This is a genomic window from Cyanobacterium aponinum PCC 10605 (assembly GCF_000317675.1).
Lineage (GTDB): Bacteria > Cyanobacteriota > Cyanobacteriia > Cyanobacteriales > Cyanobacteriaceae > PCC-10605.
Genome location: NC_019776.1, coordinates 1,882,377 through 1,896,067 on the forward strand (window position 1 = coordinate 1,882,377; position 13,691 = coordinate 1,896,067).

The 13,691-nt window shown below is 39.8% G+C and carries 7 protein-coding genes; 5 read left to right on the forward strand and 2 right to left on the reverse strand.

Annotation, left to right across the window (positions count from 1 at the left end):
* The first annotated feature begins 46 nt into the window (after positions 1–46).
* From CYAN10605_RS07835 to CYAN10605_RS07855, 5 genes are all read left to right on the forward strand, one after another.
* Positions 47–1,384 (forward strand): histidine phosphatase family protein, encoded by a 1,338-nt coding sequence (locus CYAN10605_RS07835; protein ID WP_015219401.1) that lies wholly within the window; start codon positions 47–49, stop codon positions 1,382–1,384.
* 264 nt (positions 1,385–1,648) lie between these two features.
* Positions 1,649–1,948, forward strand: a complete 300-nt coding sequence (gene rpsT / locus CYAN10605_RS07840; protein WP_015219402.1) for a 30S ribosomal protein S20 — start codon at positions 1,649–1,651, stop codon at positions 1,946–1,948.
* 236 nt (positions 1,949–2,184) lie between these two features.
* Complete coding sequence (locus tag CYAN10605_RS07845) at positions 2,185–2,961, forward strand: TatD family hydrolase (protein ID WP_015219403.1); 777 nt, start codon at positions 2,185–2,187, stop codon at positions 2,959–2,961.
* 93 nt (positions 2,962–3,054) lie between these two features.
* On the forward strand, positions 3,055–6,330 hold the full coding sequence (rpoB, locus tag CYAN10605_RS07850; protein ID WP_015219404.1) for a DNA-directed RNA polymerase subunit beta: 3,276 nt from the start codon (positions 3,055–3,057) through the stop codon (positions 6,328–6,330).
* A 134-nt stretch (positions 6,331–6,464) separates the two neighbouring features.
* On the forward strand, positions 6,465–10,304 hold the full coding sequence (locus tag CYAN10605_RS07855; protein ID WP_015219405.1) for a DNA-directed RNA polymerase subunit beta': 3,840 nt from the start codon (positions 6,465–6,467) through the stop codon (positions 10,302–10,304).
* Between the two features lie 246 nt (positions 10,305–10,550).
* On the opposite strand, the gene CYAN10605_RS07860 is transcribed toward CYAN10605_RS07855, so the two are convergent.
* A complete protein-coding gene (locus CYAN10605_RS07860; RefSeq protein WP_015219406.1) occupies positions 10,551–10,961 on the reverse strand; it encodes a tellurite resistance TerB family protein in 411 nt (136 codons plus the stop codon).
* A 156-nt stretch (positions 10,962–11,117) separates the two neighbouring features.
* Entirely contained in the window at positions 11,118–13,280 is a 2,163-nt protein-coding gene (gene katG / locus CYAN10605_RS07865) for a catalase/peroxidase HPI (protein ID WP_015219408.1), read from the reverse strand.
* Positions 13,281–13,691: the final 411 nt, after the last annotated feature.

A 13,691-nucleotide genomic window follows, 5' to 3' on the forward strand; every position in this document is an offset into this window, starting at 1 on the left:
GAACTCCGAACTCAAATCATTCTTCATTCTTAATTTTTAATTCATTATGTCCACTCGTGTAATAATAGCTCGTCATGGTCAAAGTAGTTACAACGCTCAAAAAATGATACAAGGGCGTTGTGATGAATCGGTGATTACGGAAAAAGGAGAAAAACAAGCTCAATTATTGGGGGAAGCCCTCAAGGATGTTAAGTTAGGGGCGTTTTATAGCAGTCCATTACAACGAGCTTATAAAACCGCTCAAATTGTTCAATCTCTCAATCAGTATAAACCTTCTATCACTGTGATGGAGAAATTGAGAGAAATTAACTTACCTGAGTGGGAAAAATGGAAAAAAGAAGATGTCAAAAGAGAATTTCCTGAAGCCTATCGCACTTGGAAAGAAAAACCTGATGAGTTAAAGATGACTTTTGAGGGTGAAGAGTTTTATCCTGTATTAGACTTGTATCAACAAGCACAAGAGTTTTGGCAAGAAATTATCCCGAAACACGATGGTGAAACCATTTTAATTACTGCCCATAATGGTATTAATCGTTGCTTAATTCTCACTGCGTTGGGAATGTCTCCTGCTTACTATCACTGTTTGCAACAGTCTAATTGTTGTGTCAATGTCTTAAATTTTACAGGTAACTTCGGTGATTCAGTTCAGTTGGAATCTTTAAATCAAATTGGGCATTTAGGCACACCTTTACCAGATTTTCGCCCTGAGCAAAAACAAGGGTTAAGATTATTGTTGGTGCGTCATGGAGAAACAGAGTGGAATAGAATGTCACGTTTTCAGGGTGTCAAAGATATTCCTCTCAATGATAACGGCAGACAACAAGCAGAAAAAGCGGCTGAGTTTCTCAAGGATGTGCAAATTGATTTTGCTGTCACTAGCCCATTATCTCGCCCGAAAGAAACCGCAGAGATTATTCTTAAGCATCATCCCGATGTTAATTTAACCACTAAAAAAGATTTAGAAGAAATTTCTCACGGTTTATGGGAAGGCAAATTAGAAACAGAAATTGAAGCAGAATTTCCCGGTTTATTGGCACAATGGAAAGCAAAACCTGAAACTGTACAAATGCCTGAAGGAGAGAATTTACAGCAAGTTTGGGATAGAGCGATCGCATCTTGGCAAGAAATCGTCAAAGAGAATATCGAAGAAGGCAAAATGAAAACAGGTTTAGTTGCCGCTCATGATGCTATAAATAAGGTAATTATCTGTTATTTATTAGGGTTAGAATCTGCTAATTTTTGGAATATTAAACAAGGAAATGGAGCTGTAACAGTTGTTGACTATCCTTACGGTTTGAATGGAAAACCAATTTTACAAGCAATTAATTTGACGAATCATCTTAGTGGTGGTTTGTTTGATAAAACTGCGGCTGGTGCTTTATAAAATCCTTATAAGTTAGAAAAGAGGTGTAAGGATGTTGGGGTGTTATTAGGGAAGCGTGTTAATTAAACACTTTTGCCCTCCTTCCTCGAAAGGGGGGTTTCTTTTAAGGGGAGACAAAGAGGGGTTTGCCTTTTGCCCTTTTCTCCCTACTCATAATTAAAGGGGTATTGTCAAGAGTCGCCATAGAAAGTTAAAATAGATATTTTGATATTCTATGAAAAAACTTATCATTAAATAGTAGTCTAAGTAAAACAATTAAGGATAGTGGCTAATTCAAAATCTGCTCTCAAGAGAATCCAAATTAACGAACGTAACCGCCTCCGTAACAAGGCTTACAAATCTGCGGTTAAAACCCTCATGAAAAAATATTTTCAAGCGGTAGAAGCCTATGCAACTTCTCCTAGTGATGAGTTAAAACAGGCAGTACAAACTTGTCAATCTGCGGCATACAGCAAAATTGATAAGGCAGTTAAAAGAGGTGTTTATCACAGAAATAACGGTGCAAGAAAAAAAGCTAGATTAGCTAAAGCATTTTCTAAAATAAACCAAGCACAAGCCTCTTAAGTATTGGGGTATTAATTTTTACCGCTTAAACACTCAATACGATAGCTAACAATAGTTAGCTAATTTTTTTCTCAAATAAAATAGGGAATCTAACCCTTGAAAAATTAGGAGTTATCAGAAATTCATCAGTATGAAAACGGAAATTAAGGATTAAGGAATAATCGCAAAAGCTAATTTCTAATTCTTAGTTCCTAATTCCTAATTAAAATCCTGTACCATTAGGCAAAAAAACACTAATGCAACTGATTGATACTCATGTACACATAAACTTTGATGTCTTTCAGGAAGATTTGGATTTAGTTTCCAGTCGTTGGCAATCGGTTGGGGTAAATAAACTTATCCATTCCTGTGTTGAACCCCAAGAGTTCGATCGCATCAAAGAATTATCAGAAAAGTTTCCTGAGTTGTACTGTAGTGTGGGTCTACACCCCCTTTCTGCCAACAAGTGGGAAGGAGAAACTACCTACCAGCAATTATTAGAATTTGCCCAATCCAGCCCCAAAGTGGTGGCAATCGGAGAAATGGGCTTAGATTTTTACAAAGATAATCAACCAGAGTTACAAAAAGAAGTTTTCTGGAAACAGTTAGAAATTGCCTATCAATTAAATAAACCTGTCATTATTCACTGTAGAGATGCGGCTACCGCCCTACGGGATATTTTAGTAAGATTTAACCAAGAACACGGTAAAATAACAGGAGTGATGCACTGTTGGGCAGGAAATCCAGAGGAAACTCAGTGGTTTCTTGATTTAGGAATGTATGTTAGCTTTAGTGGGGTTGTAACTTTTAAAAATGCCAAAACCGTCCATCAAAGTGCTTCTATTGTTCCTGATGATCGTCTTTTAATCGAAACGGACTGTCCTTTTTTAGCTCCTACTCCCCATCGTGGTAAACGCAATGAACCTTCATATGTGCTTCATGTAGCGGAGAAACTAGCCCAAATCCGAGGACAATCAGTAGAGGCGATCGCATCCCAAACAACCAAGAACGCCTGTAAATTATTTAACCTCTAAATTTAAAATAAAGCAAGGGTAAAGAAAATAAATAACCGAAACCCTGACCCCAGAATCTAAATAGATCAATTCAATATCATTGACAACTAACCTATGAAAACCCAAGAACTGTTACCAGATTTAATCGAAATTCAACGCTCTAGTTACAAATGGTTTTTAGAGCATGGCTTAATCGAAGAACTCAACAGTTTTACGCCTATTACTGATTATGCAGGAAAACTAGAATTACACTTTATTGGGGAGAAATATCGCCTCAAAGAACCAAAATACCACATCGAAGAAGCAAAAAAAAGAGATGCAACTTACTCAGTACAGGTATATGTACCAACATTGTTGTTAAACAAAGAAACAGGAGAAAGAAAAGAACAAGAAGTATTTATCGGTGATCTACCATTGATGACTGATAGAGGTACGTTTTTGATTAATGGTGCAGAAAGGGTAATTGTCAATCAGATAGTGCGATCGCCCGGGGTTTATTTTAAATCAGAGGTGGACAAAAACGGAAAAAGAACTTACTCCGCCTCCGTCATTCCTAATCGGGGTGCATGGCTAAAATTTGAAACGGATAAACATGGTGTCGTATGGGTCAGAATCGATAAAACCCGTAAAATCTCAGCCCAAGTATTGTTAAAAGCTATGGGCTTAACCGATAGAGAAATTATGGATCGTTTACGCCATGCGGAATTTTACCATAAAACCCTAGAGAAAGAGGGCAATCCCAGTACTGATGATGCTCTCATGGAACTTTACCGCAAATTACGCCCCGGTGAACCTCCAACCGTAAGCGGTGGACAAGCCTTATTAGAAAGTCGCTTCTTTGATCCTAAACGTTATGATTTAGGAAAAGTTGGACGCTACAAAATGAACAAAAAACTGCGTTTAACAGTCCCTTACAACGTAAGAGTTTTAACTATTGAAGACATTTTATCCGTTGTTGACTATCTCATTAATCTTGAGTTTGATATTGGGCAAGTAGATGATATTGACCACCTCGGCAATAGACGAGTTAGAAGTGTAGGAGAATTATTACAAAATCAAGTCAGAGTCGGTTTATCCCGCCTAGAAAGAATTATCAGGGAAAGAATGACCGTAGGTGATCCTAATACCTTAACTCCAGCGGCTTTAGTTAACCCTAAACCGTTAGTAGCGGCTATAAAAGAATTTTTTGGCTCATCTCAGTTATCCCAATTCATGGATCAAACCAATCCTTTAGCTGAATTAACCCATAAACGCCGTATTTCTGCTTTAGGCCCCGGTGGTTTAAGTCGAGATAGAGCAGGTTTTGCCGTGCGAGACATTCACCCTAGCCACTACGGACGTATCTGTCCCGTGGAAACTCCTGAAGGACCTAACGCAGGTTTAATCGGTTCTTTGGCTACCTATGCCAGAATCAATGAGTACGGATTTATTACTACTCCTTACTATAAAGTTGAGAATGGAAAAGTTCGTTGGGACTTAACTCCTGAGTACTTAACTGCCGATGAAGAGGACGATAAAAGAGTTGCTCCGGGGGACATTTCCACCGACGAGGAAGGTAATATTTTAGGGGAATCTGTACCTATTCGCTATCGTCAAGAATTTTCTACCACAACCCCTAATCAAGTGGACTATGTAGCGGTGTCTCCTGTACAGATTGTTTCTGTGGCTACCTCTATGATTCCTTTCCTTGAGCATGATGACGCTAACCGTGCCCTGATGGGTTCTAACATGCAACGTCAGGCAGTGCCTTTATTACGGGCGGAACGTCCTTTAGTGGGTACAGGTTTAGAAGCCCAAGCGGCAAGAGACTCTGGAATGGTAATTGTTTCCCGTCATTATGGCAAAATTACTTATGTGGATGCAAAAACTATTAAGCTCAAAACCAAGGAAGGAGAGGAGTTAGTTTACAATCTTCAAAAGTATGAGCGTTCTAACCAAGATACCTGTTTAAATCAAAAGCCTTTGGTTGATGAAGGAGAGGAAGTAGTACCCGGACAAGTATTAGCGGATGGTTCTGCCACCGAAGGAGGAGAGTTAGCTTTAGGAAACAATATCACCGTTGCTTATATGCCTTGGGAAGGCTATAACTACGAGGATGCGATCTTAATTAGTGAAAGACTGGTACAAGAGGATATTTACACCACTATTCACGTGGAAAAACACGAAATAGAAGCCCGTCAAACAAAATTAGGTCCTGAAGAAATTACTCGTGAGATTCCTAATGTCGGTGAAGATGCTTTACTCAACCTCGATGAACAAGGGATTATCCGTGTGGGTGCTTGGGTAGAATCTGGTGATATTTTAGTAGGTAAAGTAACCCCTAAAGGTGAATCAGATCAACCTCCAGAAGAAAAACTGTTACGGGCAATTTTCGGGGAAAAAGCCAGAGATGTTCGTGATAATTCCTTACGTTTACCTAACGGTGAAAAAGGAAGAGTTGTCTATGTGCGAGTGTTTACCCGCGAACAAGGTGATGAGTTACCCCCCGGAGCGAATATGGTAGTCCGTGTCTATGTGGCTCAAAAACGCAAAATTCAAGTGGGAGACAAAATGGCGGGTCGTCATGGTAACAAAGGGATTATTTCTCGCATCCTCCCCCGTGAAGATATGCCCTATATGCCCGATGGAAGTCCTGTGGACATCGTTTTAAATCCTCTGGGTGTTCCTTCCCGTATGAACGTGGGACAGGTGTTTGAGTGTCTTCTAGGATGGGCTGGTGAGCATTTAGGCTATCGCTTCAAGATGACTCCCTTTGATGAAATGTATGGAGAGGAAGCGTCTCGAAATACAGTCAATGGCTTGTTAAAAGATGCCTCGAAGAAACCGGGTAAAGATTGGATTTTTGATGAAAATAACCCCGGTAAAATTCAACTTTATGATGGTCGTAGTGGTGAACCATTCGATCGCCCCGTGACAGTGGGTAAAGCCTATATGCTTAAATTAGTTCACTTGGTGGATGATAAGATTCACGCTCGTTCTACCGGTCCTTATTCTCTGGTGACACAACAACCTCTCGGTGGTAAAGCTCAACAGGGTGGACAAAGATTCGGAGAGATGGAGGTATGGGCCTTAGAAGCGTATGGTGCGGCTTATACTTTACAGGAATTATTAACAGTCAAATCCGACGATATGCAAGGACGTAATGAAGCCTTAAATGCGATCGTTAAAGGACAACCAATTCCTCATCCCGGTACACCTGAATCCTTTAAGGTACTCTTACGAGAATTACAATCTCTAGGTTTAGATGTTTCTGTCCATAAGGTTGTAGAAGGTAGCGAACACGTAGAAGTTGACTTGATGGAGGCTTCAGGGAGAGCGCCTAAGCGTCCTACCTATAAGGAAGATTACAGTTTATCCAGTTTAGGTCAAGATGACGACGAGGAGTTGTAATTTTAATCAGTAATTAGGAATTAGCAATTAGGAATTCAATCTTTAATTTTGTGGCAAGTTGAGAAAGATAAAATCTATTTTTGACTTTTGCTTCTTGAATTTTGGTAAAAACTTTTAACCATCAACTAAACACCATGACTTCTAATCAGAAAGAGACTAAAAATAAAACTTTCTATAATAAAGTAATCGATAAAGGGGGCTTAAAAAAGCTAATCGCTAAAACTTTTACCGAACAAGGTTCTGCCCGTTGTGCTTCTGTTTGTGACCAGTTAAAAACTTTGGGTTTCCGTTATGCGACTCAAGCGGCGGTTTCTATTAGTGTGGAAGATTTGAAAATTCCTCCTATCAAAAAAGAAATGTTAGCAGAGGCTGAGTCCACCATCAAAAATACTCTCAGTCGTTATGCTAATGGTGAAATTACTGAAGTTGAACGTTTCCAGAAGGTAATCGATACTTGGAATGATACTTCTGAATCTTTGAAAGATGAAGTAGTCAAAAATTTCCGTGAAACTGATCCTCTTAACTCTGTCTATATGATGGCGTTTTCTGGGGCGAGGGGAAATATCTCTCAGGTACGTCAGTTGGTTGGTATGCGCGGCTTAATGGCTGATCCTCAAGGAGAAATCATTGACTTACCCATTAAAACTAATTTCCGTGAAGGTTTAACCGTTACTGAATATATTATTTCTTCTTATGGCGCTCGTAAAGGTTTAGTAGATACCGCTTTGCGTACCGCAGACTCTGGTTATTTAACCCGTCGTTTAGTGGATGTTTCTCAGGATGTAATTATTCGGGAAAATGATTGTGGTACTCACCGAGGTATCGAAGTTACTCCCATGAAAGACGGCGATCGCATTTTGATTCCTTTATCTGATCGTTTATTTGGAAGAGTATTAGCAGAAGATGTGATTGATCCTGACACAGGGGAAGTTATTGCTACCCGTAATCAAGCCATTGATGATGATTTAGCAAAAGCCATTGGCAAGGCGGTTGATAAAGTAAAAGTAAGATCTCCTTTAACCTGCGAGACCGCTCGTTCGGTGTGTCAAAAATGCTATGGATGGTCATTGGCTCACGGTGACTGGGTAAATATGGGAGAAGCGATCGGGATTATTGCCGCTCAATCTATTGGTGAACCCGGTACTCAGTTAACCATGCGAACTTTCCACACAGGAGGAGTATTTACTGGGGAAGTTGCTCGTCGTATTACTACTCCAACCTCTGGTACGGTTAAATTCAGCAAGAAATTAAAAGTCCGTGAAACTCGTACCCGTCATGGAGATCAGAAATTAGTTGTTGAGGTAACAGGGGATGTTATCGTTGGTGCTGAAAAAATTTCTGTACCCAAAGATAGTTTATTAGCGGTCAGAGAAGGGGATGTAATTCAAGAGAATGACCTCATTGCTGAAGTAATGCCCCAAAAAACCAGATCCACAGAGAAAGTAACTAAAGACGTTGCTACAGACTTATCTGGAGAAGTGCATTTTGCAGATATTGCCCCTGAAAGTAAAACCGATAAACAGGGTAATACTACTACAACCGCCTCTCGTAATGGTTTGATTTGGGTGTTATCGGGACAGGTTTACAATTTACCCCCCGGTGCCGAACCTGCAGTGAAAAATGGTGACAAAGTTAAGCCCGGTTCTGTATTAGCGGAAACCAAGTTAAAAACAAAAAGTGGTGGTGTTTGCCGTTTTGAAGAAGGTAGCCGAGAAATCGAAATTATTACTGCTTCCGTTTCTTTGGATCAGGCAGATATTTATCTCGAACATCATGGTAGTCAACAACAATACGTTATTCACACCCAAAAAGGCGATCGCTTCGCTTTAAAAGTAGTTCAGGGTACAAAAGTACAAAATAATCAGGTTGTTGCTGAATTAATTGATGATACCTATACCACTAACACTGGAGGGTTAATTCGCTATGCAGGGTTAGAAACAGGGCGAGGTAACAAAAAACAAGGTTATGAGGTAATCAAAGAGGGAACTATTGTCTGGATTCCTGAAGAAAGTCACGAAATTAATAAAGACATCTCCTTGTTATTAGTAGAAGATGGTCAATATGTAGAAGCAGGAACAGAAATTGTTAAAGATATTTTCTGTCAGTCTAGTGGGGTGGTTGAGGTTGTTCAGAAAAATGATATTTTGAGAGAAATTATCGTTAAACCGGGTCAACTATACCTTGACTTAGATCCTGACTATTTAGCTAATATCGACGAAGATAATATTATTCCTCCGGGTACTCAAATTGCTCCTAATAATATTACTGAGGAAGAATACTTTGCCCAATTTGTTGATACCAATGAAGGGGTTGGTTTATTATTACGTCCTATCAGACAATTTGAAGTAATCAATACTACTCAATCTCCTTCCCAAGAATCATTGAATACTCAAGGTTCAGCTATTAACTTAAAACCCGTAATGCGTACTTTCTTCAAAGATGGAGAAAGAGTTAAAAGTGTTGAAGGAGTACAGTTAGTTACCACTCAATTAGTACTAGAAACCCATGAGGGCATGAGTGCGGATATTGAGTTAGTTCCCCACGAAGCCGAAGAAGGTTGTTTCCGCTTACAAATTGTGGTATTAGAATCCGTCCTTTTACGTCGTGAATTGGAAACAGAACCCAATATTATCACTCGTGTTTTAGTGGAGGATGGACAAGAAATTGCTCCGGGAGATGTAGTTGGTACAACTCAAATTCTCTGTCAAGAGGAAGGTATTATTCAAGGGGTAAGAGAAGGGGTTGAAGCAATCCGTCGTGTGTTAGTGGTCAGAAAATCTGACATGATTGATATACAAACTGAGTCTAAGCCTACTTGTAAGGCAGGAGATTTTGTCACTCAAGGGGATCTATTAGCGGAAAATATAACTTCTCCTGAATCAGGTAAAGTTCTGAAAGTGGAAGATAATCGAGTAGTCTTACGTTATGCTCGTCCTTATCGTGTGTCTGCGGGTGCGATTTTACATATTGAGCAAGGGGATTTAGTTCAACGGGGTGATAATTTAGTATTACTCGTATTTGAACGGGCAAAAACAGGGGACATCGTTCAAGGTTTACCAAGAATTGAAGAATTACTCGAAGCGCGTAAACCCAAAGAACCTGCCTTGTTAGCACGTCGCCCCGGCTTCTGTCAAGTGGAATATCGTGATGATGAAGCGATCGATGTTAAGGTAATTGAGGATGATGGTACTATTACTGAGTATCCTTTGAGTCCTAACCAAAACATTATCGTGAATGACAATCAAAGAGTGGAAACGGGCGATCCTTTAACTGATGGTTTAGCTAGTCCTCATGAATTACTGGAAATCTTCTATGCCTACTATCAAGAGCAAGAGGATAATCAAGGAATGTTTGAGTGTGCTTTAGCGGCATTAGAAAAGGCTCAACTATTTTTGGTTAATCAGGTTCAAGGGGTATATCAATCTCAAGGTATCGACATTTCTGATAAACATATTGAGGTGATTGTGCGTCAGATGACTTCTAAAGTAAGAGTTGATGACGGTGGTGATACTATCCGTTTACCTGGGGAGTTAGTGGAATTGCGTCAAATTGAAAAAGACAATGAAACCATGTCTATCACTGGCGGCGCACCTGTACAATATACTCCTTTGATTATGGGTATCACTAAATCCAGCTTGAATACTGATAGCTTTATCTCAGCGGCAAGTTTCCAAGAAACAACAAGGGTACTTACAGAAGCTGCGATCGAGGGTAAAAATGATTGGTTAAGAGGTTTGAAAGAAAACGTAATCATTGGGCGTTTAATTCCTGCGGGTACTGGCTTCAATGCTTATGAACGTCAGGATTGGGAAGGAAACGACGTTGTCAGAGAGGTAAATGGTAATGATTATGCTCTTATGGACGAAAGTAATCGCTTATCTTCTTCTCTTACGGATGATGAAGATGTAATTATTGATGATCAGTCTGCTCGTACTTATTCTCCTGACAGTATGATTATTGATGATGATGAGTAAAAAAGATCTAAGTTTGAAAGATAGCATCTAAATCACATAAGTATAAATAAAGTTTTTTGGGCAGAATTTTTTTAGATTCTGTCCTTTTTCGTTTTATATTTATATGAATTTGCTGGTCAATTATCTCAGATCTTAGTATTTTATCATTTTTAATGATTCTTTAAAAGTTAGGAAAAAGTAATTATTTTAAAGTTTTACCTATCAAAATTGATTTTGGGCAACATTTATCGAAGATTAATAAAAAAATTATCCTTTATTTTTAATAGCAATTACTTCAATAATTTTTGTTACCTGAGTAGGACTGATAGATAAATATTTAGCTAACATATCTAGAGTTGCCGCTTCTTTTTCTGTAACTTTTCCATCAGACATAATAATATCTGTCGCCACAACGAAAACTGTTTCGTGTAATTCTTGAGGCAAAGAGATAACACTTTGTGCCAAAGCCTGAATTGGATCTTTTAGCAAATATTTAAGACAATTTGACATTAACTGTACGATATTGCCCCCATAGTAACGAAAAGTTTTCATTCTTTTGAGAATATTAAGAATAATGTCCTTTTCTTCGTCCTCAAAACTACCATCGGAGATCGCACTAAATAGTATGATGATGGTAAAGGCTTCGGCGGGGGCAAAATTGGCTTGATTTCCAAACATAAATTTTCTTTTTTGAAGGTCTATTTATCTATCAGTATCATTTCGATAATTTATGCAGTATTGTCTAAATATTTTTTTATTGGTGGGCAATAATACCCACCCTACAATTTTTGAAGCTATCTCAACCTTAATTGAAGTCACTTTAGTTAATTAGAGTTAAGCTAAATCAAAACGGTCAGCGTTCATTACTTTTGTCCAAGCAGTTACGAAGTCATGGACGAACTTCTCTTTATTATCGTCTTGGGCATAAACTTCGGCATAGGAACGAAGAATTGAATTTGAGCCGAATACTAGATCAACTCTTGTTGCTGTCCATTTAACTTGATCACTGATGCGATCGCAGATTTCATACAAATTATTACCTGCAGGTTTCCATTGGTAATTCATATCTGTGAGATTCACAAAGAAATCGTTGGTTAATACGCCTTCACGATCAGTTAAAACGCCGTGTTTAGTACCGCCATAATTAGTACCCAAAACACGCATTCCACCAACCAAAACCGTCATCTCAGGGGCTGTTAATCCCATCAGTTGGGTGCGATCGAGCATTAATTCTTCTGGACTAACGGCATAATCTTTTTTAAGCCAGTTACGGTAGCCATCGTGTATGGGTTCTAGGGGTGCAAAGGATTCTACATCTGTCATTTCGTCTGTAGCATCACCACGACCGGGAGAAAAAGGAACGGTAATATCAAAACCTCCTGCTTTAGCGGCTTTCTCAATACCAACATTCCCCGCCAATACAATCACATCAGCAACACTTGCACCACTATCTTGAGCGATACTTTCGAGTATGGTCAATACTTTAGCTAAACGTACAGGCTCATTACCTTCCCAATCTTTCTGAGGACTTAGGCGAATACGTGCCCCGTTAGCCCCTCCACGCTTGTCAGAACCCCGAAAAGTTCTGGCACTGTCCCAAGCGGTACATACCATTTCACGGATGGTTAAACCACTCTCTGCAATCTTTTTTTTCACAGATTGAATATCATAGTTGCTATTTCCCGTAGGAATAGGATCTTGCCAAATTAGGTCTTCTTGGGGTGCATCAGGACCAATGTAACGGGTTTTAGGTCCCATATCTCGGTGAGTCAGTTTAAACCATGCACGAGCAAAGACATCGGCAAAATATTCCGGGTCACGATAAAATCGCTCGGAGATTTTCCGATATTCAGGATCCATTTTCATCGCCATATCAGCATCAGTCATAACCAAATTACGGCGAATGGAGGGGTCTTCCACATCCACAGGCTTATCTTCTTCTTTGACGTTGATGGGTTCCCACTGCCAAGCACCTGCTGGACTTTTTTTCAGTTCCCAGTCGTAATTAAGTAATAGGCGGAAATAGCCGTTGTCCCATTGAGTAGGATAAGTTGTCCATGCTCCTTCAATACCACTGGTTACGGCATTACGACCGATACCACGATGAGTTTTATTAATCCAACCTAAGCCCTGATCTTCTATGTTAGAGGCTTCAGGTTCAGCACCCAGTAACCCTGCGTCACCGTTACCGTGACATTTTCCCACCGTATGACCACCCGCAGTAAGAGCCACTGTTTCCTCATCATTCATCGCCATACGAGCAAAGGTAACACGCACATCGTGGGCAGTTTTAAGGGGGTCTGGGTTGCCGTCCACTCCTTCAGGATTAACATAAATTAGCCCCATCATCACGGCGGCTAAAGGATTTTCTAATTCTCGTTCACCAGAATAGCGACTTTGAGGATTATCGCTAGGAGCAAGCCATTCTTTTTCTGAACCCCAATAAATGTCTTTTTCTGGATGCCAAATGTCTTCTCGTCCAAAGGCAAAACCAAAGGTTTTAAAGCCCATAGATTCATATGCGATCGTACCTGCATAGGTAATCAAATCAGCCCAACTGAGTTTGTTGCCATATTTTTTCTTAATAGGCCAAAGTAAACGACGAGCTTTATCTAAGTTGACATTATCAGGCCAAGAATTGAGAGGAGCAAAACGTTGATTACCAGTACCAGCACCACCTCGACCATCGGCAATACGATAAGTACCGGCGGCGTGCCAACTTAAACGAATCATCAAGCCACCATAATGCCCCCAATCGGCAGGCCACCAATCCTGACTATCTGTCATTAGTCTGTGTAAATCTTCTTTGAGGGCGGCTACGTCAAGTTTTTTTACTTCTTCCCGATAGTTAAAATCCGCTCCGAGGGGGTTGGTTTTGCTATCGTGCTGACTCAAAATATCGAGGTTGAGTGATTTCGGCCACCATTCCATATTCGACATACTGTTTGTTGTTACACCACCGTGCATCACGGGGCATTTTCCACCAGTTGTTGTCATATTATTTTTCTCTCTTGTGAGTTGATATAGGTTAATCTTAGCTAATGATTCTGAATAGATGCGTGCTGCGTAGCAGATCCCTTCGGGATCGAACTTGGATGGTAGCAATTTTGGTGTTGCTGGTTTTAGATATGATTTCTTGTTTAGGTAGGGAACAGGAAATCGGCAATGGGCAAAGGTGAATAGTGAATAGTTGATAGTTGATAGTTGATAGTTGATAATTAAGAATTAAGAATTAAGAATTAAGAATTAAAAACTCCGAACACTTGTACGGGCGAATGGCCATTCGTCCCTACTTACCCCTCTCACCCCCTCATCTCATCACCTCATCTCCCTCTCCTCCGAACTCCGAACCCTTATCCGATATTTTTAAACCGAACTGAGGTTACTTAAGCATATATCGAACTTAAG

Bases quoted from the DNA above. Each gene is read 5' to 3' on its own strand.
- katG (WP_015219408.1), bottom strand. From the start codon at position 13,280: ATGACAACAACTGGTGGAAAATGCCCCGTGATGCACGGTGGTGTAACA.
- CYAN10605_RS07855 (WP_015219405.1), top strand. From the start codon at position 6,465: ATGACTTCTAATCAGAAAGAGACTAAAAATAAAACTTTCTATAATAAA.
- CYAN10605_RS07860 (WP_015219406.1), bottom strand. From the start codon at position 10,961: ATGTTTGGAAATCAAGCCAATTTTGCCCCCGCCGAAGCCTTTACCATC.
- CYAN10605_RS07845 (WP_015219403.1), top strand. From the start codon at position 2,185: ATGCAACTGATTGATACTCATGTACACATAAACTTTGATGTCTTTCAG.
- rpoB (WP_015219404.1), top strand. From the start codon at position 3,055: ATGAAAACCCAAGAACTGTTACCAGATTTAATCGAAATTCAACGCTCT.
- CYAN10605_RS07835 (WP_015219401.1), top strand. From the start codon at position 47: ATGTCCACTCGTGTAATAATAGCTCGTCATGGTCAAAGTAGTTACAAC.